Source organism: Paraburkholderia sediminicola (assembly GCF_046027355.1).
Classification (GTDB): domain Bacteria; phylum Pseudomonadota; class Gammaproteobacteria; order Burkholderiales; family Burkholderiaceae; genus Paraburkholderia; species Paraburkholderia sediminicola_B.
This window is the reverse complement of sequence record NZ_JAQQEK010000008.1, coordinates 1-24832: the sequence shown is the minus strand read 5'-3', so window position 1 is coordinate 24832 and position 24832 is coordinate 1. Positions and strand designations below refer to the sequence as shown.

At 63.4% G+C, this 24832-nt stretch carries 24 protein-coding genes and 1 pseudogene; 13 read left to right on the top strand and 12 right to left on the bottom strand.

Annotation, left to right across the window (positions count from 1 at the left end):
- Positions 1–47: 47 nt before the first annotated feature.
- The 3 genes from PQR42_RS15470 to PQR42_RS15460 form a co-directional block, all read right to left on the bottom strand.
- A complete protein-coding gene (locus PQR42_RS15470) occupies positions 48–1289 on the bottom strand; it encodes an HlyD family secretion protein (protein ID WP_408386762.1) in 1242 nt (413 codons plus the stop codon).
- 42 nt (positions 1290–1331) lie between these two features.
- Entirely contained in the window at positions 1332–2849 is a 1518-nt protein-coding gene (locus PQR42_RS15465) for an efflux transporter outer membrane subunit (RefSeq protein WP_408386764.1), read from the bottom strand.
- Between the two features lie 70 nt (positions 2850–2919).
- Complete coding sequence (locus PQR42_RS15460) at positions 2920–3357, bottom strand: MarR family winged helix-turn-helix transcriptional regulator (protein WP_408386766.1); 438 nt, start codon at positions 3355–3357, stop codon at positions 2920–2922.
- 227 nt (positions 3358–3584) lie between these two features.
- On the opposite strand from PQR42_RS15460, the gene PQR42_RS15455 reads away from it, so the two are divergent.
- Positions 3585–4268: an FMN-dependent NADH-azoreductase gene (locus PQR42_RS15455; RefSeq protein WP_408205641.1), complete on the top strand. Its 684-nt coding sequence runs from the start codon at positions 3585–3587 to the stop codon at positions 4266–4268.
- Positions 4265–4696, top strand: coding sequence for a cupin domain-containing protein (locus tag PQR42_RS15450; RefSeq protein ID WP_408205642.1), 432 nt, complete (start codon positions 4265–4267; stop codon positions 4694–4696). The genes PQR42_RS15455 and PQR42_RS15450 overlap by 4 nt, the downstream gene beginning before the upstream one ends.
- A gap of 93 nt (positions 4697–4789) precedes the next feature.
- On the opposite strand, the gene PQR42_RS15445 is transcribed toward PQR42_RS15450, so the two are convergent.
- Together PQR42_RS15445 and PQR42_RS15440 are read right to left on the bottom strand one after the other, a co-directional pair.
- Positions 4790–5161 (bottom strand): hypothetical protein, encoded by a 372-nt coding sequence (locus tag PQR42_RS15445; protein WP_408386767.1) that lies wholly within the window; start codon positions 5159–5161, stop codon positions 4790–4792.
- 111 nt (positions 5162–5272) lie between these two features.
- Complete coding sequence (locus tag PQR42_RS15440; RefSeq protein ID WP_408445095.1) at positions 5273–5845, bottom strand: TetR/AcrR family transcriptional regulator; 573 nt, start codon at positions 5843–5845, stop codon at positions 5273–5275.
- A 144-nt stretch (positions 5846–5989) separates the two neighbouring features.
- On the opposite strand from PQR42_RS15440, the gene PQR42_RS15435 reads away from it, so the two are divergent.
- From PQR42_RS15435 to PQR42_RS15425, 3 genes and pseudogenes are all read left to right on the top strand, one after another.
- Positions 5990–6220 carry a trehalase-like domain-containing protein gene (locus tag PQR42_RS15435; protein ID WP_408445092.1) on the top strand — a complete coding sequence of 77 codons (231 nt, stop codon included), beginning with the start codon at positions 5990–5992 and terminating at the stop codon, positions 6218–6220.
- Positions 6157–6642, top strand: a pseudogene (locus PQR42_RS15430) (glycoside hydrolase family 15 protein); the annotation flags it as partial. The gene PQR42_RS15435 and the pseudogene PQR42_RS15430, both read left to right, overlap by 64 nt.
- Before the next feature lie 118 nt (positions 6643–6760).
- On the top strand, positions 6761–8113 hold the full coding sequence (locus tag PQR42_RS15425) for an MFS transporter (protein WP_408205645.1): 1353 nt from the start codon (positions 6761–6763) through the stop codon (positions 8111–8113).
- A 249-nt stretch (positions 8114–8362) separates the two neighbouring features.
- On the opposite strand, the gene PQR42_RS15420 is transcribed toward PQR42_RS15425, so the two are convergent.
- Positions 8363–10855: a penicillin-binding protein 1A gene (locus PQR42_RS15420; RefSeq protein WP_408493665.1), complete on the bottom strand. Its 2493-nt coding sequence runs from the start codon at positions 10853–10855 to the stop codon at positions 8363–8365.
- A gap of 181 nt (positions 10856–11036) precedes the next feature.
- Here PQR42_RS15420 and fabV point away from each other — a divergent pair, with 181 nt between their 5' ends.
- Entirely contained in the window at positions 11037–12233 is a 1197-nt protein-coding gene (gene fabV, locus PQR42_RS15415) for an enoyl-ACP reductase FabV (RefSeq protein WP_408386771.1), read from the top strand.
- Positions 12234–12278: 45 nt separating this feature from the next.
- Here fabV and PQR42_RS15410 read toward each other — a convergent pair whose 3' ends face one another.
- Complete coding sequence (locus PQR42_RS15410) at positions 12279–12917, bottom strand: TetR/AcrR family transcriptional regulator (protein WP_408386773.1); 639 nt, start codon at positions 12915–12917, stop codon at positions 12279–12281.
- Between the two features lie 101 nt (positions 12918–13018).
- Between PQR42_RS15410 and PQR42_RS15405 the strand changes: the two genes are divergently transcribed.
- Complete coding sequence (locus tag PQR42_RS15405; protein ID WP_408386775.1) at positions 13019–13378, top strand: darcynin family protein; 360 nt, start codon at positions 13019–13021, stop codon at positions 13376–13378.
- A gap of 30 nt (positions 13379–13408) precedes the next feature.
- Here the strand turns inward: PQR42_RS15405 and PQR42_RS15400 are convergent, their stop codons facing one another.
- From PQR42_RS15400 to PQR42_RS15390, 3 genes are all read right to left on the bottom strand, one after another.
- Positions 13409–13828, bottom strand: coding sequence for a hypothetical protein (locus PQR42_RS15400; RefSeq protein WP_408205650.1), 420 nt, complete (start codon positions 13826–13828; stop codon positions 13409–13411).
- A gap of 63 nt (positions 13829–13891) precedes the next feature.
- Positions 13892–14515, bottom strand: coding sequence for a glutathione S-transferase family protein (locus tag PQR42_RS15395; RefSeq protein WP_408386777.1), 624 nt, complete (start codon positions 14513–14515; stop codon positions 13892–13894).
- 98 nt (positions 14516–14613) lie between these two features.
- Positions 14614–15561: an AraC family transcriptional regulator gene (locus PQR42_RS15390; RefSeq protein ID WP_408205652.1), complete on the bottom strand. Its 948-nt coding sequence runs from the start codon at positions 15559–15561 to the stop codon at positions 14614–14616.
- 219 nt (positions 15562–15780) lie between these two features.
- Between PQR42_RS15390 and PQR42_RS15385 the strand changes: the two genes are divergently transcribed.
- Positions 15781–16611 carry an oxidoreductase gene (locus tag PQR42_RS15385; protein WP_408205653.1) on the top strand — a complete coding sequence of 277 codons (831 nt, stop codon included), beginning with the start codon at positions 15781–15783 and terminating at the stop codon, positions 16609–16611.
- Between the two features lie 117 nt (positions 16612–16728).
- Here the strand turns inward: PQR42_RS15385 and PQR42_RS15380 are convergent, their stop codons facing one another.
- Positions 16729–18330: a hypothetical protein gene (locus PQR42_RS15380; RefSeq protein WP_408386778.1), complete on the bottom strand. Its 1602-nt coding sequence runs from the start codon at positions 18328–18330 to the stop codon at positions 16729–16731.
- Between the two features lie 518 nt (positions 18331–18848).
- Between PQR42_RS15380 and PQR42_RS15375 the strand changes: the two genes are divergently transcribed.
- From PQR42_RS15375 to PQR42_RS15365, 3 genes are all read left to right on the top strand, one after another.
- Positions 18849–20198, top strand: a complete 1350-nt coding sequence (locus tag PQR42_RS15375) for a glutamine synthetase family protein (protein ID WP_408386780.1) — start codon at positions 18849–18851, stop codon at positions 20196–20198.
- Between the two features lie 46 nt (positions 20199–20244).
- Positions 20245–21603, top strand: a complete 1359-nt coding sequence (locus tag PQR42_RS15370; RefSeq protein ID WP_408386807.1) for an aspartate aminotransferase family protein — start codon at positions 20245–20247, stop codon at positions 21601–21603.
- A gap of 63 nt (positions 21604–21666) precedes the next feature.
- Entirely contained in the window at positions 21667–22314 is a 648-nt protein-coding gene (locus tag PQR42_RS15365; RefSeq protein ID WP_408205656.1) for a GntR family transcriptional regulator, read from the top strand.
- An 18-nt stretch (positions 22315–22332) separates the two neighbouring features.
- On the opposite strand, the gene PQR42_RS15360 is transcribed toward PQR42_RS15365, so the two are convergent.
- Positions 22333–23229, bottom strand: a complete 897-nt coding sequence (locus tag PQR42_RS15360) for a LysR family transcriptional regulator (RefSeq protein WP_408205657.1) — start codon at positions 23227–23229, stop codon at positions 22333–22335.
- 146 nt (positions 23230–23375) lie between these two features.
- On the opposite strand from PQR42_RS15360, the gene tam reads away from it, so the two are divergent.
- Together tam and PQR42_RS15350 are read left to right on the top strand one after the other, a co-directional pair.
- The gene (gene tam, locus PQR42_RS15355; RefSeq protein WP_408386782.1) at positions 23376–24152 is read left to right on the top strand and encodes a trans-aconitate 2-methyltransferase; all 777 of its coding nucleotides are present in this window, start codon (positions 23376–23378) and stop codon (positions 24150–24152) included.
- Positions 24153–24315: 163 nt separating this feature from the next.
- Complete coding sequence (locus PQR42_RS15350) at positions 24316–24681, top strand: hypothetical protein (RefSeq protein ID WP_310811900.1); 366 nt, start codon at positions 24316–24318, stop codon at positions 24679–24681.
- Positions 24682–24832: the final 151 nt, after the last annotated feature.

Sequence of the window (24832 nt, the reverse complement as noted above, 5' to 3'; positions counted from 1 at the left end):
CTTATCAGTTAAATGCGCGAAAAAAAAGGCGCTCGGTGGTCGCGGGTTCAGCCTGCCTTGCGTGCGGTGTTTTTCTGCGTGGTGCTCGCGGCCACCTCGCGCTTCGCCGGCATGTTCTGCTCGATGATCCGCGCGATCTCCGCGTCGGCTTCGTCGCCGTATTGCGCGAATACGTCCGTGTGGTACGAGGTGTTGACCGCCGCGCCGAGTTGAGCGCCGGTTTCCTCGTGGGTGTCGACGTCGACCTGCATCGACAGGCCGATCCGCAACGGATGCGCATTCAATTCACTTTGATCGAGCTGGATCCGCGCCGGCAGACGCTGCACGACCTTGATCCAGTTGCCGGTGGCGTTCTGCGCGGGCAGCGTGGCGAATGCGGCGCCCGTGCCCGCCGAGAAGCCCACCACCCGGCCGTGATACTTGACGCCGGAACCGTACACGTCCGCAGTGAGCGTGACGGGTTGGCCGATGCGCATGTGCCTCAGTTGGCCTTCCTTGAAGTTGGCGTCGACCCACACGCCGTCGAGCGGCACGATCGCCATCAACGGCGTGCCTGGCGCCACGCGCTGGCCGACCTGCACCGAACGGCGCGCGACGTAGCCGGTCACCGGCGCGGGCAAGGTGTTGCGCGCGTAACTCAGGTAGGCGTCGCGCACTTTCGAGGCCGCCGCCTGTACGTTCGGATGCTGTTCGATCGACGTGCGATCGGTCAGCGCGTGGTTGGCCTCGGCCTGCTGACGGGCGGCGTCGAGCGCGGCCTGCGCGGAGCTGACCGCATCACGAGCGTGGGCGATATCCTCGCCGGACACCGCGCCTGTTTCCGCCACCGCCTGACGGCGCTTCAGGTCGTCGTTGGCGCGGGCCAGATCCGATTGACGTTGCGCGACGGTCGCCGCATAGAAATCGTTGTTCACGTACAGGCCGCTCACCTGCCGCACGGTCTGGCCGAGCGTCGCTTCCGCATTCGACAGTGCGACCTTCGCGTCGGCGTTATCCAGGGTGACGATGGGCGCGCCCTGCTTGACGATCTGCGTGTCGTCCGCGTTGACCGCGACCACCGTGCCGCTCACTTGCGGCGTCAGTTGCACGAGGTTGCCGCTCACGTACGCGTCGTCGGTGGACTGATAGTAGCGGCCGGTCGTGAAGTAGTACGCGCCGTAACCCGCGCCGGCCAGCACGACGGTGGCCGCGAGCAGGGAGAGCAGCAGTTTGCGCTTGGTGGGGGCCTGCGTTTGCAGGGGTTGGTCCGCGTCCGCCTTCGCGCGGCCGGTGTTGATCGTGTCGCTCATGATGTGGGTCCTGACAGATTGGCAAAGTGTCGCGATGGCGCCTTAGCGAGCGGCGGCGACGACGGGATTGGCGGATGCTGCTGGAACCGCGGCGGCGCTGCTGGCGACAGAATCGGCGTTATCGACATAACCGCCGCCGAGTGCAGCGGCCAACGCGATCTGCTGATCGCGCCGGTTCATCTTCAGATTCGCGACTTGCTGGTCGGCGGCGAGCGCGGTGGTGTCGGCGTTCAGCACCGTCAGCTGATTCGTGAGGCCGGCCTTGTATTGCGTGAGCGCCAATTGATCGGCGCCGCGGGCGGCTTCCTGGGCGGCTTGCGCGTCGGTGAGCTGCTCGTCCGTCGAACGGATTTGCGCGAGTTGCGTCGCGACCTCGGACAAGGCGGTGACGAGCGTCTGGTTATACGTGGCGACGGCGTAGTCGAAATCGGCGTAACGCCCTTTCAATTGCGCGCGCAATTGACCGCCGTCGAAAATCGGCAGATGGATCGCCGGGCCGACCGACGCCGTGCGGCTCGCCGCCGTCAGGAAACGGCCGAAACCGAACGCGTCGAGACCGATCGCGGCGCTCAGATTGATGTCGGGATAGAACTCGGCCTTGGCCTCTTTGACGTCGTGCGTGAGCGCGTCGACGCGCCATTTCGCCGCGACCAGGTCCGGGCGGCGGCTCACCAGATCGGCCGGCAGGTTGTCGGGCAGGCGCACTTCGTCGCCCACGCCGAGCGTCGGCCGCGCGATGGCGAGACCGCGGTCCGGTCCGGCGCCGAGCAAGGCGGCCAACTGATAGCGCGTCGTGAGGATGCTGCCGTCGATCGAAGCGAGCGTCGCGCGGCTGGTGGCGAGATTCGCCTGGGCCGTCTTGCGTTCGACTTGCGTGTCGAGACCCGTCGCAATGCGGCCGGCGGTAATGCGGTCGATCTGTTCGCGCTGCGTGATTTCTTCCTGCGCGATGTCACGCAACGCATAGAGCCGCGCAAGCTGGTTATAGTCGCGCGCGGTGGCCGACGTGAGGGACAGCTTGACGACTTCCTCGTCCGCCTGGGTCGCCTGCAACTGCGACAGCGAGGCCTTCAGCGCTTCGCGATTCTTGCCCCACAGATCGAGGTCGTACGAAGCCGACAGCAAGCCCTTGTTCTCGGATTGCCACGAACCGCCATACGGGGGCGGCACAAGCGCCGTGCCTGAATACTGCTGACGCGTGAACGAATAGGTCGCGCCGACTTGCGGCATGGTGTTCGCCTTCGCCGTGTCGCTGTAGGCAGCAGCGGCCGCGACGCGGGCGCGGGCCTGCTCGACCGATGGATTGCCTTTCAGCGCTTCGGCAAGCAAGGCTTTCAGTTGCGCGTCGCCGAACTGGTCGGCCCAATCGACGGCCGGCCAATGACCGTTGTCCTGCGGAATGCTTTGTTGAGTCGCGTAGGTCTGCGGCTGCGCCATCTGCTTGTCGCTCGAGATACCGGCGTAATTCGCGCAAGCGGACAGCACGGCCGCGACGATCACCGTCACACCAGCCTTCGCGACCCGCGACCCGACTATCCGTGGAATTAACTGTGGCTTCATTTTCTGACTTGTCAGATATATGGTTGAAAAAAACGCTGCGAGCGTCCGCAGCACGTTTGCCTGGCCTCGCCTACTCGGCGAGAAACTTGTTCAACAGACGCCGAAACTCCTCGAACTCGGCTTTCGTAAACCTCTTCAGGCGCCGGTTCAGCACCACCGGGGCGATCGAGGGAAGCTGCGCGGCGATCGCCTCGCCCTCTTTCGTCAGCTCGAGGTTGACGACGCGGCGGTCTTCGATGCTGCGCGAGCGTTCCAGCAAACCCTTGGCTTCCAGCTTGTCGAGCATTCGCGTCATCAGGCCGGTGTCGATGCCGAGCAACCGCGACAGTTCGAATGGCGTGGTCGCGACGTTCCAGTGCACGGACAGCAGAATGCCCATCTGCTGACTGGTGATGTCCAGATCCTTCAGCGCAGTGTCCATTTCAGTAATCAGCAAGTTACGTGCTTTGTTGATCGAGAAACCCACGCTCTGCGTCAGGCTGAAATTTTCCGGCGTGTAGTGGTTCATTCATGCCTCCCTGTTCGATGCGTTGAACTTTATCTGCAAAGTCAGATATTGTCAAAGACCCATTTCGGCATATGACTGTTTCAGTCACGTGCATAATCGCGCCCCTTCGCGGCTATCGACAGGGCGAAAAGTGGTTACCTTGAATTACCCAAAACCGGTCATTTCACAAAGCCAGTCGAGCATTTAATCTGCCCTCACGTTAAATCACTAATGGAAGGACGGAAATCATGAAGATCATGCACGTCGACGCCAGCGCCAAACGCGAACGATCCAATTCCCGCGCGTTGAGCCGCTATTTTCTGGAACGCCTGCGCGAAGAAGGCGCGCAGTTCGAAGTCGATTATCTGGATGTGACGATCGACACGCCGCCGCACGTCACCGAGGCTTTCGCCATTGCCACGTACACGGCCACGCAGGATCGCACGCCTGCCATGAAGGCGACGCTGGCCGGCTCGGATGCGCTGTGCCAACGTCTGCTCGCCGCCGACGCGTTCGTCTTCGCCATGCCCATGTACAACTGGTCGATGCCCTCCGCGTTCAAGGCGTTTATCGACAGCGTCACGCGTACGGGCCTGACCTATGTGAATGCGGACGACGGCCGCGTGGTCGGTCAGCTTTCACGGCAGAAGGTGCTCTTCATTACGAGCCGCGGCGCGGATTTGCGTCCGGGCTCGCCTTACGAAGGCATGGATGCGCTCACGCCCTCGTTGAAGGCTGCGTTCGGCTTTCTCGGCGTCGCCGATCCGACCTTTGTCGATGCTCAGCCGCTGCAGTTTGCGAATCCCGAAGCGCGCACCGCAGCCCTTCAGCGCGCCCGCGCGGAACTGGACGCGGTGGCGTCGAACTGGGCGGCGTCGTCTTCAGATTCGAGCCTTGAGAACCATGATGCTTTGTCAGGAGTCACAGCATGAAAATCCGCACACTGATCGCGGCGGCCTCGCTCGCCGGCCTTTCTATTCTGGGGACCTCACAGTCCGCATTCGCCGCTGAGGCAACCGCACAGCACGAGACGATCACGCCTGCTTTTGCCGAGGCGATCGCCAACGTGCCCGGCAAGACGATCACGGCGCTCGTCGTCGACTATGCGCCTGGCGCCAAGTCGCCGTCGCATCGGCATGGCCAGGCGTTTGTGGTCGGCTATGTGCTGTCGGGTGCGATCCGCAGCCGCGTGAACGACGGCGAAGAGCGCGTTTACCACGCCGGCGAGCACTGGACCGAGAAGCCCGGCGTACATCACACGGTCAGCGAAAACGCGAGCGATACCGAACCGGCGAAGCTGCTAGCGATCTTCGTGGCTGATACGAAAGACAAGAATCTTGTTACGTTCGACAAGAAGTGACGGGGTTGACGTGACTGGATGACCCGGCAAGCGCACCAATAACAAGCGCCGCTCGTGATCGATCGATCACGAGCGGCGCTGCTCAATTCACGCCTAGAACTTCGGATGACATTCGAAATTCATGGACGACCCATGCTCCGTCAGCCCTTGCACACCGCTGACGGTTTCCGTCGTCACGCTGGTCTGCACGCCACGACGCTCGCAGTAATCGCGCGCCTCATTCATGGCGTGCTCATGCGCGCGGGCCCAGGCGAGGCGTCCGCCTGTCGCGCTTGCCGCGACCGTATAAGTATTGGCTTTGCTGGTGGCGACCACGTCGCTGGAACTGGCGCAGCCCACGAGGCTCGCGCACGCAGCCACGGCCGCAATGAAGGCCCGTGCCCGTCTCGACAATGCGTTTCGCGCCACGGGCGCGCCGGATGCCGCCTCCCGTTCGGGCATGCCACCTGAGACAGTGTTGAACATGTATCACCTGCACATTTTTGCGGATTAACCAATCATGAAATTATCCGCAATCACGCGTAAGAGATCAGCCTCACCAACTGAAAACACTGTTGCGGGGCGCCGAACAATCACTCACGACGAGGTTGCTTTGCTCCGGCTCAACATCAATTCGACCGCCTGCCAGGCGCGCTTTGCGGAAGACGGATCATTGAACGCGCGCGCTTCGACCGTCGCTCCGTCGAGCAGCATCATGCACACGCTGGCGAGATGCCGCGCCGTGTCGGCCGGCACGATGTCGCGCAGGATCTCGTCGATCCAGTTCACCATTTTCTCGCGGTAGCGGATCGCGACTTCGGAAACCTTCGGGTAGGACGTGCCGAACTCGGCGAGAGCTCGCTCGAACAGGCAACCGGCGAACTCCGGCGTATGGAACCAGGCCTCGTACCAGTCGAAGATCGCTTTCACGCGCGCGAGCGGATCGCTCACACTTTGAACACGCTGTCCCACGCTTTCGATGATGTAGCCGTAGCGCTGTTCCAGCACTTCCCTGACCAGATCGTCCTTGCCCGCGAAGTGCCGGTACAAGGTCATTCTGGCGACGCCCGAATCGTCGATGATCCAGTCCACTCCGACAGGGTGAAAGCCGTGTTTCGAGAAGAGTTCGGTGGCCTTGTCCACGACCTGCTGGCGCTTGCTTTCGCGCATCGATAGCTCCATGAATTCCGCCCGCATCTTAACATTCGGCGGCGTTTTTCATGCGCCTGACGACCCGCGCGAACGGCGCGGCGCAGTCGTTGCTATTGGGTTTCGTGTGAGCGCATCGCGGCTCGCTTCACGGAGTGTGCAGACATGCCCGATCACCGACCTATTCCTCCGAAACCGGCACTGCCGACCGACGCGCGCGGCATGATCGGCAACATGAAAACCACGGCGCTCGTCTCGCTGCGCGGCTCGATTGATTTCATGTGCTTTCCGCGCATCGACTCGCCGGCCATTTTCGCCGGCCTGCTCGAGCCGTCGCGCGGTGGCGCATCTGGGAATTTCGCAACGGCCTGCGGCCCCTGCTCCATTCGCGACTGATGTGCTGGGTCACAGTCGATCGCGCGCTGCGTCTCGCGGAAAAACGTTCGCTGCCCGCGCCGCTCAAACGCTGGTTCGACACGCGCGACGCGATCGGCGGCGAACTGAAAGTGGACCCGCTGATCTTCCGCTACACGCGCGGCACGACGCTCGACGGTTTGCCCGGCATCGAAGGCGGCTTTAGCGCCTGTTCGTTCTGGTATGCGGAAGCGCTGGCGCGCGCCGGACGCGTGGATGAAGGCCGCCTCGTGTTCGAGAAGATGCTCGCGTATGCGAATCACGTCGGCCTGTTCTCCGAGGAAGTGGCCACCAGCGGCGAGGCGCTCGGCAATTTTCCGCAGGCCCTGACGCATCTCGCGCTGACCAGCGCGGCGTATCAGCTCGACCGCAACCTGGACAAGGTTCGCGTTCCGTGGACCTGAGCACGCCGTATCGCTCGCATCGCTCACAGCGCAAAAATCTTCCGGAATCGGATTTCAGCGTCTAGTCTGTAACGACATCATTTAAACCAGCCGGACGTTGAACCGGAGGAGACATCGAATGCAGCTCGAAGCACGCACCATGAAACGCGTAACGGTACGGCTCGTGCCGTTCCTGATCCTGTGTTATTTCATTGCCTATCTCGACCGCGTCAACGTCGGCTTTGCTGCACTGCAGATGAACAAGGCGCTCGGCCTGTCCGCGAGTGCTTTCGGTTTCGGCGCGGGGATCTTTTTCATCGCGTATTTTTTCTTCGAAGTCCCATCCAATCTGCTGCTCGAGAAATTCGGCGCGCGCCGCTGGATCGCGCGGATCATGTTCACGTGGGGCATTCTCGCGGGCGCGATGGCCTATATCCCAGATATTGCGCGCTTCACGGGACTCTCCGCCGCGCACGTGTTTTACGGCCTGCGCATTCTGCTCGGCGTGGCCGAGGCGGGCTTCTTTCCCGGCATCATCTTCCTGCTCACGCTGTGGTTTCCCGCGGCGTATCGCGGTCGCGTGGTCGGCTATTTCATGGCGGCGATTCCGCTGTCCACCGTGATCGGCGGGCCGATTTCCGGCGCCTTGCTGTCGATGGACGGCTTCGCCGGGCTGGCCGGCTGGCAGTGGGTCTATCTGATCGAGGCCGCGCCCGCGCTGGTGCTCGCGTTCGTCGTGCTCTACTACCTCACCGACAAGCCCGCCGACGCCACCTGGCTCGCCGCCGACGAGCGCGGCTGGCTGGTCGCGCGCCAGAAGCAGGAACGCGCGCATCGCGAAGCGGTGCATACGTTCAGCGTGAAAGAGGCGCTTTTCAATCCGCGCGTGCTGGCGGTCGCGCTCATCTATTTCGGTGCGAACGCAACCAACTACGGGCTGAGTTTCTTTCTGCCGCAGATCGTCAAATCGTTCGGGCTCACCAATTTGCAGACGGGCTTCGTGACGTCGCTGCCGTATATCGTCGGCGTGATCAGCATGGTGTTCTGGGGACGTCACTCGGATCGCAAGCTCGAACGCAAATGGCATGTGGCGATTGCGCTGCTGGTGGCGGCCGGCGGCATCGCGGCGGCCGCCGGGCTCGACAATCCGGTGCAGAAGATGATCGCGCTATCGATCGCCGGGTTCGGCATCTTCGGCTGCCTGCCGGTAATCTGGACCTTGCCGGCCGCGTTCCTGTCGGGCGCGGCGGCGGCGGGCGGCATCGCCGCGGTCAACTCGCTCGGCAATCTGGCGGGCTTCTTCGGCCCGTACGCGATGGGCTGGATCAAGGACAGCACCGGCAGCTTCGGCGCCGGTCTGCTGTGTCTGTCGGGCGCGGGGCTCGTCGGGGTCGCGGCCGTGCTGTTGCTGCATCACGATGCTTCGCTCGAAGCGTCGGCGGGTTTTTCGGACCCGGAGGTGGCGAGCGGGACGAAGGTGGCTGGGCCGTAGGGGCTTGGTGCCGCGGCCCACGCGGTTTTGCGGCGGCCCGCCGCGTCCGTGGGAAAGCGCAGCTCGTGGCTCTGAAGAGTGATACGTCGCTCAAAAGCAGTCGTAGCGAGCGCCGCGCGCGCAAGGCCATGCCGTGCCGATGAACCGTGACACGAATGCAGCGGCCCGAAGGAAGGAGCCGCACAACCTTAACCCCACGCGCGGAAAGCGCCGGTGCTGTCCAGCCACACGGCGCGGATACTTCATCGCTCACGGCGACCCGCGGCCACCCGCCGACGTGTCCGGCAGCGCATTAGCCGGACTGCCCGCATCCGGCGGCACCACATCGTCCGGCGTGGGCGTCGGCGCCAGCGCCGGTTCGCCGCCGCCGCGCGCCTCACCGTCGACCGCCCCGCTCGCCGCCACCGGCGCGGAACCCGGCGCCGGCAGCATCGGCGGCTGCGGCAACGCTCGCGGCTCCGCCACGACAGCCGACGCCGACGGTTCGACCGGCGCGACAGCCGGCGCGCGACGCGTCGTGCTGCGCGGCACAACCGGCGCCTCCTGCTTCGCCGGCGACCCCGCGAACAGATTCTGGAACCACTCGCGCAACCGGCCCGAGCGCTCGGCGAACCAGCCCGGCTCCCGGTCGGTCGCGAATTTGACGCGGCTATCGACCAGCCTCGAACGCTGCGCGCGCTGGAAAAAATCGCCGACGATTGGCAACGCGCTGTGCGCCCCCTGGCCCCAATAGTCGCTGCGCAAGGTCACGCGGCTGTCGTTGAAGCCCACCCACGCGCCCGCCACGAGTTGCGGATGAATCAGAATGAACCAGCCGTCCGCGTTGCCCTGCGTCGTGCCCGTCTTGCCCGCGACGTCGCCGCGCACGCCGAAGCGGCTGCGGATGCTCGAGCCCGTGCCGCGGTTCACCACGTCGCGCATGACGTCGATCAGCACGCGGTCGGCATCGGCGGACAGTTCCTGTTTCGGCGACACCGGCGCGAACTCGGCCAGCACCTCGCCTTTGCGGTTCTCGATGCGCGTCACCATCACCGGTTCCACGTAGCTGCCGAGGTTGGCGATCGTGCCGTAGGCCGAGACCATTTCCTTCAGCGTGACGGGGCTCGTGCCGAGCGCGAGCGACGGCACCGGGTCCAATTCGCTGTCGCGCACGCCCATCGCGCGAGCGAGGCGCGCGACCTTGTTCGGGCCGACCGTCTCCATCAGTTGCGCGGTGATCCGGTTGCGCGAATACGCGAGGCCGTCGCGCAGGCTGATCTTGCGCTCGCTCGGCTCGTCCTCGTCGCTCGGACGCCAGACTTCGCCGCCTGCCAGCGGAATTTCCACGGGCTTGTCGACGAAGGTGTCGGCGGGTTTCGCGCCCGACTCGAAAGCCGCCGCGTAGACGAACGGCTTGAAGGTCGAGCCCGGCTGGCGCCGTGCCTGCTGGACGTGGTCGAACGGGTCCTGGCTAAAGTCGCGGCTGCCCACCCACGCGCGGATCTGGCCGTTGCGCGGGTCCATCGCGAGAAAGTCCGCCTGCACGCGCGTCTTGGACTCGCAAACCGACTTCACGAGGTCGCGGTCGGACGAGACGCGCTTGAGCGCGTCGTCATCGGTCAGGCCGGCGTCTTTGGCGGCGCGGTAGTCGGGCGTTTCGCGCAGGAAAGTCTGCAGAAGGTCCTTGCCGTTCGAGCAGCCCGCGCGAGTGCCCCACGCCGAATTGGCGATGTTCTGCAACTGGTTGCCCTGCAAGGTCACCGCCTGGGTCGCCATGGTTTGCAGACGGGAATCGATGGTAGTGCGCACCACCAGCCCGTCGGAATACATGTTGTAGTCGTTGCGGTCCGCCCACGACGCCAGCCACTTGCGCAGCTGCTGCGCGAAATGCGGCGCGGGTCCGGGCGGCTCGGTCTGGCGCTCGAAATCGATGCGCAGCGACCGGCGGCTCAGCGTCGCGTAGGCTGCGGGCGTCAACTGGCCGTACTTGACCATCTGGCCGAGCACTATATTGCGCCGCTGCAGCGCGCGTTCGGGATTCAGCACCGGGTTGTAGTAACTGTTGCCCTTGAGCATGCCGGCGAGCGTCGCGCTTTCCAGCACGTTCAGGTCGGAGGCCGATTTGTCGAAATAGGTGCGCGCCGCCATCTCGATGCCGTAGGCGTTGTAGAGAAACGGCACCGTGTTCAGGTAGGTCTCGAGAATCTCGTCCTTGGTGTAGAGCGCCTCGATCTTGAAGGCCGTGATCGCCTCCTTGAGCTTGCGCGTGAGCGTCGGCGCGCGGCCGATCTCGTCGGGGTAGAGATTGCGGGCGAGCTGCTGGGTGATGGTCGAGCCGCCCTGCCGGTCACCGGAAAACGTGTGCAGCGCGGCCGACGCCGTACGCCGCCAGTCGAGGCCCCAATGCTGGTAGAAGCGGTGATCTTCGGTGGCGATCAGCGCATTCACCACGTTCGGCGAGATGTCCTTGAGCTTGACCCACTCGCGGTTGGAGGGCTTGAATTCGGCCAGCAGCTTGCCATCCGCCGACAGGATCTGCGCCGGCTGCTCGATCTTGGCCTTGCGGATATCGCCGATGCCCGGCGTGAACGGAATCAGGATCAGCACATACAGCACGAACAGCAGCGGCAGCGCCGCGCAAGCCTTCAGCACGCCCCGGCGCGTAGGATGGCGCAGGTGCCACAGGGCCTGAGCGACCAGCGGGTTCGCGAGAGTCAGCCCTTTTTCAAGGGCCGCCAGAAATGAGGGGATGAAGCGCTTCACACTAGCTTACCGTCGGCTTGGAAAGGCGCAATCCTACCAAGATGCGCGACGGCAGCCGATTTTTTGCCGCGAGCGCGTTGCAGACGCGCCGCAAGCGCATCGCAATCCGCCAAACCGCTGCGGCGCGCCCGCAACAATCGCGGCCCACTATAATGTCGCCAATTCCGACAAGAGGTGCTTCATGATCATCAAACCGCGCGTGCGTGGCTTCATCTGCGTTTCCACCCATCCGACCGGCTGCGAGGCCAACGTCCGCGAACAGATCGACTACGTCAAGGCACGCGGCCCCATCGCCAACGGCCCGAAGAAGGTGCTCGTGATCGGCGCGTCCACGGGCTACGGCCTCGCCGCCCGCATCAGCGCGGCATTCGGCTCCGACGCCGCCACGGTCGGCGTGTTCTTCGAGCGCGCCGGCAGCGAAACCAAGGCGGGCACGGCCGGCTGGTACAACACCGCCGCCTTCGAGAAATTCGCCACGGAAAAAGGCCTGTACGCGACCAGCATCAACGGCGACGCTTTCTCCGACGCAGTCAAGCAGCGCACCATCGAGGTCATCAAGCGCGATCTGGGTCAGGTCGATCTGGTCGTCTACAGCCTCGCCGCGCCCAAGCGCACGCATCCGAAGAGTGGCGAAGTGTTCAGTTCGACCCTCAAGCCGGTCGGCAAGGCCGTCAACCTGCGCGGCATCGACACGGACAAGGAAGTCATCAAGGAAACCGTGCTCGAACCCGCCACCCAGAAAGAAATCGACGACACCGTCGCCGTGATGGGCGGTGAAGACTGGCAGATGTGGATCGACGCCCTGCTCGAAGCCGGCGTGCTTGCGGACGGCGCGAAGACCACCGCGTTCACCTACCTCGGCGAGAAGATCACCCACGACATCTACTGGAACGGCTCGATCGGCGCGGCCAAGAAGGACCTCGACCAGAAGGTGCTGGGCATTCGCGAGAAGCTGGCGGCCAAGGGCGGCGACGCGCGCGTTTCGGTGCTCAAGGCGGTCGTCACCCAGGCCAGCTCCGCGATCCCGATGATGCCGCTGTATCTGTCGCTGCTCTTCAAGGTCATGAAGGAGAAAGGCACGCACGAAGGCTGCATCGAACAGGTCTACGGCCTGTACAAGGACAGCCTGTACGGCGCGGCGCCGCACATCGACGATGAAGGACGTCTGCGCGCGGACTACAAGGAACTCGATCCCGAGGTGCAAGACCGTGTACAGGCACTCTGGAATCAGGTGACCAACGACAATATCTACGAACTCACCGACTTCAGCGGCTACAAGACGGATTTCCTGCGTCTGTTCGGCTTCGAGATCGCGGGCGTGGATTATGAAGCGGACGTCAATCCGGACGTGCAGATTCCGAAGCTCGTGCAGGTTTGATGAAGCGCGGGGCCTTTGCCGGCCCCGCTTCGGTCTCTTGCGCCGCTAAATCGCGTCGCCGTCCACCCTCCTCGACTGCGCCACGTAGCCGTCCACCGCGCGCATCACGCGCGCTTCCAGCGCGGCGGCGTCACGCTCGTCGCGCTCACCCGCCTGGTCGACCATGCCGCGCACGATCGCCAGCAGATCGCGTGCGACCAGATTCACATCGTCCAGTTCGGGCACCTGCGCCTTCTCCGTCAGCGCGCTGACCAGCGCCGTATGAATCGTGTCGGCGATGCGTTGATTGCGCTCGTCGACCGGCAAGCGGCGCTCCTCGATATCGATGATGCGCGCCAGCACCGGTCTGCGCATCTGATGCGCGACGGACGCGCGCACCATTGCCCGCACGCTGTCACGCGAGTTCTCCAGGAACGACGCCGCCTCGATGTCCGCCACCAGTTGCGCGGTTTCGCGCTCGATCAACGCCACGGTCAACGCATCGCGATTCGGAAAGTATTGATAGAGCGAGCCGATGCTGACGCCGGCCCGCTCCGCGACCGCGTTGGTCGTGTAGCCATCGAGTCCGCGCGTCTCCAGAACGCGAGCCGCCGCTTCGAGCACGGTCTCGACGGTTTGCGCCGAACGCCGCTGAAGCGGCGCTTTACGGGGCTTCAGACGCTGCGTGGAAGCTGATCTGGCCATGTCCGGAATGCGAGTTTTAAATGTGAGTGTTCGCTCGTATTCTAATCCTGTTTTCGCGAAAACCCCTTCAGCCCTTCAGCATTCAACAGGAATCGATCCTCATGACTTCAACTGGGAAAGAACCCGTACTGACCGTATTCATGCTCGTCAAAACGACGCCCGAATGGCTTGCCTTTTCCGTCGACGAACGCTTCCGTCTGCTGGCCGAACACGTCGAGCCGATCCTCAAGCGTCACGCCGACGAGGTCAGCATGCGCTTTTACGACATCGAGTTTTATTCGGCGCGTGTCACCGATATCTGGGTGTGGAGTGCCGCAAGCCATCACGCGTATGAACTCGTGGTCGAAGCCTTGCGCGAGACGCCGTTCTGGGACCGCTACTTCGACATCGTGGAGATTCTGCCGGGCGTGGAAAACGCCTATGCGAAGAACTACGACCGCGACGCGCTGACGGCGGCCTGAGCGAGGTCAGCCACGCCGTCGCGATCGACTTCAGCAGGGAAACGCGGCCTGAAGCGAACGAAGAATCGCAAGGCCGATCGGAAAGTCGTCCGAAATGCCCGGGTGATTTTTGAAGAACTCATCGAGCAACGGGTAGACGTTCTGATTGCCGATGGCGAGGTTTTGCGGCGGGCAGAAGAGCGGCGGCTTCTTCTTCGATACCAGCTCGCCGTTGGCCCAGCCGAACGCGTTGATCGTGCCGGTAATGTACGCCGCGTAGACCGAGTTGTTATCGGCATGCGCCCATTGTTTGTACTGGGCGGCCGTCATCTCGGCGCTCGCATTCAGAGTGAAACACGCGGCCAGCAACGCCAGCGCAACTTTCGATACCCGCATCATGGAACCTTCAATCGGTGTCGCAAAAGCGGCCATTGTAGGCGAGTCGGGTGTGCGGCGCAGAAGCGCTTGCATGGGCAGGAATCCGTAAGCATTGCATTCGGATTCTTGTAAGCGTTAGGGGTGTGCGCGAACGCGTTACGGCGTGCCGTTGCGGCAATAGGTTCGGTAGGCTTCGCGCGCGGTGAGACGCGCCATATACGCCGCGACCGCGGGCAAATCGCCGTGCTGCAACGGCGTTTCCAGCCAGCGGTTGATGGAGAGCGCGATCGGAATGTCCGCGAGCGAAAATGCGTCCCCCGCGATGAACGCGCCGGTTTTCCGCAACTGGTCTTCGATCATGGCCATATGCCTCGCCCAGTTCGCGCACGACAGCTCGATCTGCTGCGGATCCTGGTGTGCCGGAGAATGCCGGACCAGCGCCAGAAAGGCGTAGCTCCAGGAACGGTTCAATTCGCTCGCCTGCCAGTCGATCCACTGATCGCAGCGGGCGCGCTCGCCAGGCTCGACGGGATATAACGACTCGCCGTGATAGCGGCCGGCCAGATAGCGGATGATCGAATTCGACTCCCACAACACGAACTCGCCGTCCTTGATGACGGGGACCATCGCGTTGGGATTCAGCGCGATAAATTCCGGCACGTCGGTCGCGCGAAATCCGGAGCCCCAGTCTTCCTGTTCGAATGGAAGCGCGAGTTCCGCACACGTCCACAAAACTTTGCGGACGTTGATGGATGAGGTCTTGCCGAGTATCTGTAGCATGGGTTCAAAGCGTATCGACGGCTCGATGAAACGGACAGGCACAGTTTGCGCCATGCGCACCGGGCCAGCGCCGTTTGGTGCGCCACTCAGTGCGCCACTCAGTGCGACGCGACGAAGATCGACCCCGGCGCGGGCGGCGGCACGGCGAAGGATTTGCGCATCCGGTCGGCCTCCTCGACCGGACTGCGCCCGAACAGGCGCTTGAATTCGCGACTGAATTGCGAAGCGCTCTCATAGCCCACTTGCACGCAGGCGAGCGCCGCCGTCACCTCGTTCCTCACCATCAGCAGGCGCGCCTGATGAAGCCGCGTCGACTTCAGATATTGCATCGGCGAGGTGCGCGTCACGGCCTTGAAATGCGAGTGGAAGCTGGGCACGCTCATGTTCGCTTCCAGCGCGAGTTGCTCGACGTCGAGCGGCTCGCGATAGCACGCGTGAATCTTGCGGATCACCTTGGCGATCCGGGCGAACTGGCCTTGCGCGGTCAGCGCGGCGCGCATCGATCCGCCCTGCTCGCCGGTCAACACGTGGAAGTAGATTTCCCGCACCAATGCGGGGCCGAGCAGCTCAGCTTCGAGCGGCACACTCATCGCCTCGAGAAAGCGCAGTACCGTAGCGCTCAGCTTCGCGTCGAGCGGCGTCGACATCATGCCGCGCGGTTCGGCCGGCACGCCTGCGTCCCGCTCGTCGAGTTGCAGCATCAGATCGGCGGCGACTTTGAAGTCGAGGCGGAAATAGATGGCAAGCAAGGGCTCGGCCTCGCTCGCTTCGGTTTCCATCGAGAACGGCACCGGCACCGAGACGGCCAGGTAGTGCTGCGAGTCGTACACGTAGACCGTCTCGCCGAGAAAGCCCCGCTTGCGCCCCTGGCAGACGATCACCACGCCCGGGTCGTACAGCACCGGCGTGCGACTGAGCGGGCGGTTCGAGCGCAGAAAGCGCACGTCGGGCAGCACGGTGAGGTTGTAGCCTTCCAGCGGCGCGAGATTTTCGAGCAAGGCCACCATGCGTTGCCGCGCGTTCGAATCATGGTGTTTGTGCTTCAATGCGGGCCCCGTCGACATGGCTAAGCAGATTGCACTGTGCCATCGTCACGCCGGAAAATCCATCTGCTCATAGAATTAGGCAATCACCACAGACGAACCGGCATTCGCACCCGGCCCTGCCGCTCCTACCATTCAGTCCTGTGCTGGTTTCCGTCGATGCCACGCGTTTTCGCCCGAAAGCGCCATGCGATGACGGACAAAACAAAGGAGTGGATCACCATGAGCAAAACGTTTCTGATCACCGGCGTCAGTTCCGGTTTCGGCCGCGCGTTCGCGCAGGCGGCGCTCGACGCGGGCCACACCGTCGTCGGCACGGTGCGCAATGAAGCGGCGCGCGATGCGTTCACGGCGTTGGCGGCCGAACGGGCGCACGCCGTCGTGCTCGACGTCACGGATTTCGAAGCGATCACGCCCGCCGTCGCCGCGATCACCCAAGCCGTCGGCCCGATCGACGTCCTCGTCAACAATGCCGGCTACGGACACGAAGGCACGCTGGAAGAATCGCCGCTCGACGACCTGCGCCGTCAATTCGACGTCAACGTCTTCGGCGCGGTCGCGATGATCAAGGCCGTGCTGCCCGCCATGCGCGAGCGCCGCTCGGGTCACATCATCAACATCACGTCGATGGGCGGCTTCATCACGATGCCCGGCATTGCGTATTACTGCGGCAGCAAGTTCGCGCTCGAAGGCATCACCGATACGCTCGCGAAAGAAGTGACGGGCTTCGGCATCAAGGTCACGGCCGTCGCGCCCGGCTCGTTCCGCACGGATTGGGCCGGCCGCTCGATGGTCCGCGCGGGCCGCAGCATCGCCGACTATGACGCTCTGTTCGATCCGATCCGCGAGGCGCGCGAGGCCAAGAGCGGCAGGCAGGCGGGGGATCCGCGGAAAGCGGCGCAGGCGCTGCTGGAGATCGTCGCGGCAGCGAATCCGCCGGTGCATCTGCTACTCGGCAACGATGCGTTCGATCTGGTGAAGACGAAGCTGGTGGCGCTGAACGACGAGATCGAAACGTGGGAGGCGTTGTCGCGCTCGACCGACTTCGCTTGAAGCAACGGCCCCTCATGCGCCGCAATGAGCGCGTGAGGGGCACGTTGAAAGCGGCGCCGCGCAATCAGCTTGCCGACTGCGCGCGCCCCAGGTCGCCGCCTTTGCTAACTCAACTGCTTACTGATTGCGAACCCGAATCGGACCGCCAATGCTGTTGAACAGCAAATCGCCATTCGGAAAAAGTTGCGGCTGTGCGTAGGCGCCGTTACCCCAGTTGGTCTTGCCGAAAATCGCGCGATACACGACCTTGCCGGTATTCCAGTCGAGGCCCGCCATTTCCCAGCCGTCCTTGTAGTAGCCGTTGGTCATCACGATGCCGGAGGGACCACTCATCGTCGGCGCCATGCTGATCGACACCACCGAAGCGTTGGTCCACGCCGACTTCCAATGATGCCTGGTCGGATCCCAGTCGATCCGTTCGGCCCCGCGCGCCGGCTTGTTGATCGGACCCAGCGAAAGAACGTCGACCAGCTTGTCTTTCTCACCACGGTCTGCAATGTTGTTGACCACGAACGCACCGTAGCCATTGACGACCACGGACTGCTCGGACTGAATATATTTCGTGCTCGGCGGCACGCCAGCCGTCACGAGAAACTGACCGGCGATCCGGTTCGACTTCGTACCCGGCTGCTGTTTGAAACCTTCAGGAATCTGGTCGCGCCAGAACGCAACCAGCTTCATGCGATCCGCGCCGTCCGTCATCACGACAAGCCGGTCGTCGTCCTTGCCGAAGCCCATCAGGGTCGGCGTCGAGCCGGTACCGGTGCCGAACTTGACGGTCGGCATCCAGTCGCCCGTATCGTATGGCGAACTCCACGCGCCGTCGGCCGGATCGTTGGAGAGCTTACTGCCCGTCCAGACGACCTTGTGCATCTTCTTGTCGGACGCGAAATAGAGACCATTCCTGTCGTCCACCGCAACCGAATTGCTGACAAACTCGTTCTCATCGAGGCGGATTGTTTGCGCCGGGCCGGCCAGATCACGGTTGATCACGGAGATCGAGTTGTTGCCCAGCACGACGAGCTTGCCGTCATAGGTCAGATTCAGACCCATGATGCCTTCCTTGCCGGAGAAACCGTGCTTGCCCATCAGCACATCTTTTGTCATATCGCGCGACGCGACAACCTCGATACCCGCGGCCGGATTCCGCGGATCTTTCAACGCATAGACGAAGATGCGGCCGTCGGCGGTGTTGTAGTACACCCGGTTGTCTTTATCGACGAGACCATAGATACCGTTGCCGACGCGAACCTGATCGACGCCCATCTCCTTGAAGACCGCGTCCTTGATCTGGTCGATATTCGTGTATTTCTGGTCGACTACCTTGGCCAGCAGTTCAGGCGGAAGGGCTTTGATGCCGGGCGGCGTGATGCGGGCGACTTCCTTGAACCCACCGTTGGAGACGTCGATGTACGTGGCACCTTCGCTCGAAACACCCCACATATAGTCCGTCGACGTGGATGCGAGCGTCATGATGTTCACCGGACCGCGAACCACGCGCGGCTCCTTGGCGAGGTCGATGTGGAACGTGCCTCGCGTGAGCGGATATGGTGCGACGTCGGTAGCGGCTGGATCGACGTGTGTCAGCGCATAGGTTTTCGACGCGAGAAACGGGTTCGGCGCGGGCTCGCTCACGACCGCATACGCCGACGAAGCACTCAGAAACACCGCAGCAGCCATCGCGCCGAGCCGCGGCGCAATTTTCTTGTTATTTTTCAATCGATTTCATCCTCACAGTGTGGGTGGTAATGCGGTCGCTATGTTCAACTGATCGTCTTCACAAGACAACGCCACGCAGGTTAAAACTCAATTTGAGCTTGTGAAATGACGAAGCGACCCTCTTCCCGAAACGAAACAACGCCGGACGGGAAGCGCATTGAGCGAAGCACTCCCTGTCCGTTATCAGCGCCTGTTGGCATGCACGCCACGATCACCGATAGTCAGGATCGCAATGCATTCATGAATGCCCGGCCACGCTTCAATCGATTGTTCCGCATAGCCCGCCGCCGCGAGAGTGACACGGCGTCGCATAACGCCTGAGGCAAAGCACCCGCGGGAGCGCCGCCATCGAACGCCACGCGCCCGGGTTTCATCCAATTTCCCAAACCGCGAAATTCGTGGCATGATTTGATCAAATCCCACAATGCAAAAAATCCAGCTTTTCCGAACAGGCGGCTCAGCGCGCTCCGTTGTCGAAAGCGCCTCGCGCCGCTGTCATCAACCGACTGGAGTCAACCTTGCAAAGCGACCTACACGGCAGCTTGCGCGAATTCCTGGAACATCACCGGATCCATGAAGTGGAGTGCGTGATACCGGACATGACCGGCGTCGCGCGCGGCAAGATCGTGCCGAAGAACCTGTTTCTCTCGGAAGGCAAGATGCATATGTCGAATGCGCTGCTGATGATCACCGTCAACGGCGAATTCGCGAATTTCGAGCGCTTTGTCGGGCCGAGCGATCCCGACATGGTCTGCATACCCGATCCGAACACGGTGCGGCTCGTGCCGTGGGCCATCGAACAGGTTGCCGTGGTGATTCACGATTGCGTCGGGCTGGACGGCAAACCGATCGGCATCTCGCCGCGCGCGGTATTGCGCCGTGTGCTGCAGCTTTACGAAGAGCGCGGCTGGCGCCCGGTGGTCGCGCCGGAGATGGAGTTCTACCTGATCGCCCAGAACAAGAATCCGCATGAACCGTTGCGCCCGCCGCTCGGCCGCGCGGGGCGCCACGAAGCCGGCCGCCAGTCGTTTTCGATCGACGCGGTCAACGAATTCGATCCGTTCTTCCAGGACCTGTCACGTTTCTGCGAGATGACGCATCTCGGCGTCGAGACGCTCGTGCACGAAGTCGGCGCCGGGCAGATGGAGATCAACTTCTCGCACGGCGACGCGCTCGATCTCGCCGACCGCGTGTTCCTGTTCAAACGCGCGGTGCGCGAAACGGCCTTCCGTCACGGCATTTTCGCCACCTTCATGGCCAAGCCGATGGAGCACGAACCGGGCAGCGCGATGCATATCCATCAAAGCATCGTCGATCGCGAAAGCGGGCAGAACATTTTCTCGCTGCCCGACGGCTCGGCGAGCCCGCTGTTTTTCAACTATATCGGCGGCTTGCAGAAGTACATGCCGCAGGCCATGCCCATGTTCGCGCCGTACGTGAATTCCTACCGGCGCCTGTCGCGCTTCACCGCTGCGCCGATCAACGTGCGCTGGGGCTACGACAACCGCACCTGTGGGATCCGCGTGCCGAACTCCGGGCCGGACGGCCGCCGGCTCGAGAACCGCGTGCCGGGCGTCGACGTGAACCCGTATCTCGCCATGGCGGCCACTCTCGCCTGCGGCTATCTCGGCATGGTGGAGCAGCAGGAAGCGTCGGCGCCGATGTTCGAAAGCGCCTACGACCTCGAGTACGAGTTGCCGCGCGGTCTCGAAGACGCGCTCAAGGCGCTGTCGAAATGCAGCGAACTCGCCGAGGTGCTCGGCGACAGCTTCGTGCAGGCGTATTGCGCGGTGAAGGAAAAGGAATTCGAGACCTTCTCGCAGGGCATTACCGCGTGGGAACGCGAGCATCTGCAACTGCTCGTCTGAACGTGGACCGCGGCCGATAACCTGATTGGAGAGCGTGCAATTGCAATTGAATACCCGTCACGGCATCAACTGGACGCGCGCGCAAGCGCTCGTCGAGCGCGAACGCCGCGCATTTGTGGAAGCCATGCCGAAGTCGCGCGCGCTGTCCGAACGCGCCGCGCGCCACCTGCTGTTCGGCGTGCCGCTGCACTGGATGAACGACTGGTCGACACCCTTCTCCCTTTACGTCGAGGAAGCGCGCGGCGCCGCGTTTACCGATGTGGACGGTCACCGCTATGCGGACTTCTGCTTCGGCGACACCGGCGCGATGTTCGGCCATTCGCCGGCGCCCGTCGCACGGGCGCTCGCCGCGCAGGCGCAACGCGGCCTGACGACCATGCTGCCGGGCGAAGACGCCGCATGGGTCGGCGAAGAACTCGCGCGCCGTTTCGGGCTGCCGTACTGGCAGTTCGCGATGACCGCGAGCGACGCCAACCGCTTCGCGCTGCGCTGGGCACGCGCGGCGACCGGACGCAGGCAGATCGTGATTTTCAACGGCTGCTATCACGGCACCGTGGACGACGTCTTCGTCGATCTGGTCGACGGCAAGCCGCAACAGCGCGACAGTTTGATCGGCCAGGTGCACGACCTGCTCGGCAGCACGCGCGTGATCGAATTCAACGACCTCGCCGCGCTGGAAAACGCGCTGAAAGATGGGGACGTGGCCTGCGTGCTCGCCGAACCCGCGATGACCAACATCGGCATGGTGCTGCCCGATCCGGACTATTGGCGCGAGGCGCAAGCGCTGATGCGCCGCTACGGCACGCTGCTCGTCATCGACGAAACGCACACGATCAGTTGCGGCCCCGGCGGTTATACGAAAGCGCACGGGCTCGAACCCGATCTGTTCGTTCTCGGCAAACCGATCGGCGGCGGTTTTCCGTGTGCTGTATACGGCTTTAGCGCCGAATTCGCCGAACGTGCCCAGCAGGCCAAACGCAGTGCGCCACCGGGACACTCCGGCATCGGCACGACGCTCACCGCGAACATGCTGGCGATGAGCGCGATCCGCGCGACGCTCGCCGAGGTGATGACCGACGCTGCCTACGCGCATATGTTCGCGCTGGCGGAGCGCATCGAGAGCGGACTGCGGGACGCGATTGCGCGGCATGGCCTCGCGTGGTGTGTGACGCGCGTCGGCGCCCGCAACGAATTCCAGTTCATGCCGACGCCGCCGCGCAACGGCAGCGAAGCCGGACGCCAGCTCGATCCGGAGCTGGAAAACGTCTTGCACCTTTATTTGCTGAACCGTGGCGTGTTAATCACGCCGTTTCACAACATGATCCTGGTGTGCCCGGAGACGTCGGTACAAGACGTGGACAAGCTGGTCGCCGCGTTCGACGCCTGCCTTGGCGAACTGATCTAAGGTCGCGCCGGCGCGCCGGGCTTTTTTGCACCCTTTTTTTCATGGGGTTTCGCATCGAGCTTTATGAAAACTTCGCACCATCACACGCTGCAGGACCAGACCTACGACACGCTGCGGCAGTGGCTGACGATCGGACGCTTCGTGCCCGGCGAGCGCATCAAGATCCGCCACGTCGCCGCCGAACTCGGCGTGGGCGAAATGCCGGTGCGCTCCGCCTTGCAGCGCCTCGCGGCCGAATCGGCGCTCGTCAACGTGCCCAATTGCGGCGTGACGGTGCCGCATCTGTCTAAGGAACAGTTCGACGATGTGCTGCGCGTGCGCCTGATTCTCGAAGGCCAGGCCGCCGAACTCGGCGTGCCGCATCTCACGGCGCACGACCTTGGCACGCTGGAAAGCCTGAACACGCAGATGGCGCAGGCGCTGCGCAGTGCCGACGCCAAAGGCTACCTCGACGCCAACGAGGCATTCCATCTGATTCTGTACCGGGCGGCCGGCTCGCCGCTGCTGCTGGAGTTGATCGAAACCGTGTGGCTGCAGGTCGGGCCAATTTCGAATTTGCTGTTCGGCGAGACGCTATTCGCCGATACGCTCAATGATGCGCACGACGATCTGCTGAGCGCCGCGAAAGCGCGCGACGCGGCCGGCGTGCGGCGGGCAATCGAGCGTGATCTGAATCACGCGGCGACGTGCTTGCGGGCGCAGTGCTTGTAGGCGACGGTCCGGCCACGCTCAGCCTTTTAGCGTCGCCTGCTCGCGAATCATGTCGTATAGCGCCTGCGCCGCCGGCGACAACTGCGCGGTCTTGCGCGCCACAAGCACAAGCGTGCGCGACACGACCGGATGCGTGAGTTCAACCGTGCGCACGGTGGGATACGCGCCCTTCTGAAGCGCGAGCGCCGGCACCACGGCCGCGCCCACACCCTGAGCGACCAGCCCGACCGCCGTCGAACTGCGCTGCACTTCGTAAAAGGAGCGCAACGCCAGTTCGCTCGTTTCCAGCGCGACGTCCAGTAACGCGCGGTTGCCGCTCACCTCGCCGGCAAAGATCAGCGGATAGGACTGCAGTTGCTGCCAGGCGATGCGGCGCCGCTTCGCCAGCGGATGATCCTGATGGCAGATCAGAACGTAGCGGTCCTCCGTGAGCGGCACGCTGGCCAGATCCGGATGATGCTCGCGCGCGATATTGATGCCGAATTCGACTTCCCGGCGCAGCACGGCAGCCTCCACCGCGGACGACGCGTGATCGAGAATCCTGATGCGGTTATGCGGATAACGCGCCGAATACGCCTGCAGAATACGCGGCAAATATTGCACGCCCACCGTCGGCACGCAGGCGATCGACACATCGCCGCGACGCGCCACGCCGGTCTCGCGGATTTCCACCAGCGCGTCGGCGAGTTCGCCAAGCAAGCGGCGCGCTTGCGGCAAAAAACTGCGCCCGATTTCGGTGAGCGCCATGGTGCGCGTGGTCCGCTCGATCAGCGTGACGCCGAGGTAGGTTTCGAGCTTGCGCAGACGCTGCGTGATGGCCGTTTGCGTGACGTGCAATGAATCGGCGGCGCTCTGGAAGCTGCCGCGATCCGCGATGGCGACGAACGCCTGAACGCCGAGCGTGTCGATTTTCATCAGAAAAATGAAGGAATCGGAATCATAAATTCATTTTACTCCGCCCTTGGCGCCGCCGAGAATGAGCGGATTGGATCGGTTGGAGCGGCCACGAAAGCGAAACAGCCGGCCACCGATCCGGCCACCGCGGACACAAGGAGCATCAGATGACGTCGAAGAAGGATTGGCACGCGAAGCAGTACGTGTTGTTCGAGAACGAGCGCACGCGTCCGGTCAGGGATCTACTGGCGGCCGTGCCGCCGACGGACGTGAAGACCGCGGTGGACATCGGCTGCGGACCCGGCAACTCGACCGAGACGCTCGCCGCGCGCCTGCCGGGCGCGACGGTCAGCGGCATGGACAGTTCGCCCGACATGATCGAGGCGGCCCGCAAGCGTCTGCCGCAATTCCAGTTCGACGTGAGCGACATTTCCACGTGGGACGCGCCGGGACCGTACGACCTGATTCTCGCCAATGCGGTCCTGCAATGGGTGCCCGACCATGAGCGGCTGTTTCCATCGCTCGTGAAGAAGCTCGCCCCGGGCGGCAGCCTCGCCGTGCAGATGCCGGACAATCTGGACGAACCCGCGCACCGTCTGCTGCGCGAGATCGCTGCGGACGGCCCGTGGGCCCACAAGCTCAAGGGCGTCGAGCGCACCATGCGCTACGGCGCCGGCTGGTACTACGGGTTGCTTGAGCCGCTGTGCGCGCGGGTTGACGTGTGGCGCACCGTCTACCATCACCCGCTCGCGGGCGGCGCGGACGCGGTGGTCGAATGGTTCAAGGGCAGCGCGCTGCGGCCGTTCCTCGCCGAACTCGACGACGCCGAGCAAGCCGCTTTCTTGCAGCGTTACCGGGACGCGATCGCCGCGGCTTATCCGGCGCTCGCCGACGGCACGGTGCTGCTGCCGTTTCCGCGGCTGTTCATCGTCGCCACCCGCTAGCGGCGCCCGCCCGCGAGCGGGTTGCCGTGCGGCCTGTGGCGCTGGCGCGCCAGGGTACTCAGGAATTGCCGCGCTTGAATTCTGCGTGATATTGTTCAATGAAAGCGGGGGACGGCGGATCGCCGTTCTCACCGGAACGCAATTTTCAGCAGCGAGCGTCGCCATGAGTGATGTACGCCATCATCTGAGTCCACGAGACCGTTTGGAGCTGTTGTGCTGGCTCACATGCGGGAGTCTTGGCGCTTATTACCTGAATGAGGACTGGCCGGACGCCGCGTTTCATGTGCAGGCCGCGCATAAGTGGCTCGACCGGCGGGCGCGCGAGGCGGATTGGCTCACTATCGCGAAGTTGACCGCTACCGCGGTGGAGATTGCGCGGCGGCATGCGCAGTTTGTCGAAGCGGATTGGGCGAGAGATGCGGTTGAAGAGATTCTTGATACTGATGAGCTTGATCCTCAAGCCAGGCTTGTGAGGCAGGTTATTGCGGATTGTCAGAGTGCTTTGGCGGATAAGAGGTTGGCGGATTGATTTTGGTTTTTTTGCCGGCTTGGCGGGTGGGTGTGGGTTTTGAGTTTTGGCCTTTCCTTGATTTGCTTGTGGTCTATTAGCGTTGCCCCTGTGCGGGGCGGCACTTACTTCTCTTTGCCGGCCGCAAAGAGAAGTAAGCAAGAGAAAGCGG

Coding starts and splice junctions, on each gene's coding strand:
- PQR42_RS15470 (WP_408386762.1), bottom strand. CDS start 1,289: ATGAGCGACACGATCAACACCGGCCGCGCGAAGGCGGACGCGGACCAA.
- PQR42_RS15465 (WP_408386764.1), bottom strand. CDS start 2,849: ATGAAGCCACAGTTAATTCCACGGATAGTCGGGTCGCGGGTCGCGAAG.
- PQR42_RS15460 (WP_408386766.1), bottom strand. CDS start 3,357: ATGAACCACTACACGCCGGAAAATTTCAGCCTGACGCAGAGCGTGGGT.
- PQR42_RS15455 (WP_408205641.1), top strand. CDS start 3,585: ATGAAGATCATGCACGTCGACGCCAGCGCCAAACGCGAACGATCCAAT.
- PQR42_RS15450 (WP_408205642.1), top strand. CDS start 4,265: ATGAAAATCCGCACACTGATCGCGGCGGCCTCGCTCGCCGGCCTTTCT.
- PQR42_RS15445 (WP_408386767.1), bottom strand. CDS start 5,161: ATGTTCAACACTGTCTCAGGTGGCATGCCCGAACGGGAGGCGGCATCC.
- PQR42_RS15440 (WP_408445095.1), bottom strand. CDS start 5,845: ATGCGCGAAAGCAAGCGCCAGCAGGTCGTGGACAAGGCCACCGAACTC.
- PQR42_RS15435 (WP_408445092.1), top strand. CDS start 5,990: ATGCCCGATCACCGACCTATTCCTCCGAAACCGGCACTGCCGACCGAC.
- PQR42_RS15425 (WP_408205645.1), top strand. CDS start 6,761: ATGCAGCTCGAAGCACGCACCATGAAACGCGTAACGGTACGGCTCGTG.
- fabV (WP_408386771.1), top strand. CDS start 11,037: ATGATCATCAAACCGCGCGTGCGTGGCTTCATCTGCGTTTCCACCCAT.
- PQR42_RS15410 (WP_408386773.1), bottom strand. CDS start 12,917: ATGGCCAGATCAGCTTCCACGCAGCGTCTGAAGCCCCGTAAAGCGCCG.
- PQR42_RS15405 (WP_408386775.1), top strand. CDS start 13,019: ATGACTTCAACTGGGAAAGAACCCGTACTGACCGTATTCATGCTCGTC.
- PQR42_RS15400 (WP_408205650.1), bottom strand. CDS start 13,828: ATGCAAGCGCTTCTGCGCCGCACACCCGACTCGCCTACAATGGCCGCT.
- PQR42_RS15395 (WP_408386777.1), bottom strand. CDS start 14,515: ATGCTACAGATACTCGGCAAGACCTCATCCATCAACGTCCGCAAAGTT.
- PQR42_RS15385 (WP_408205653.1), top strand. CDS start 15,781: ATGAGCAAAACGTTTCTGATCACCGGCGTCAGTTCCGGTTTCGGCCGC.
- PQR42_RS15365 (WP_408205656.1), top strand. CDS start 21,667: ATGAAAACTTCGCACCATCACACGCTGCAGGACCAGACCTACGACACG.
- PQR42_RS15360 (WP_408205657.1), bottom strand. CDS start 23,229: ATGAAAATCGACACGCTCGGCGTTCAGGCGTTCGTCGCCATCGCGGAT.
- tam (WP_408386782.1), top strand. CDS start 23,376: ATGACGTCGAAGAAGGATTGGCACGCGAAGCAGTACGTGTTGTTCGAG.
- PQR42_RS15350 (WP_310811900.1), top strand. CDS start 24,316: ATGAGTGATGTACGCCATCATCTGAGTCCACGAGACCGTTTGGAGCTG.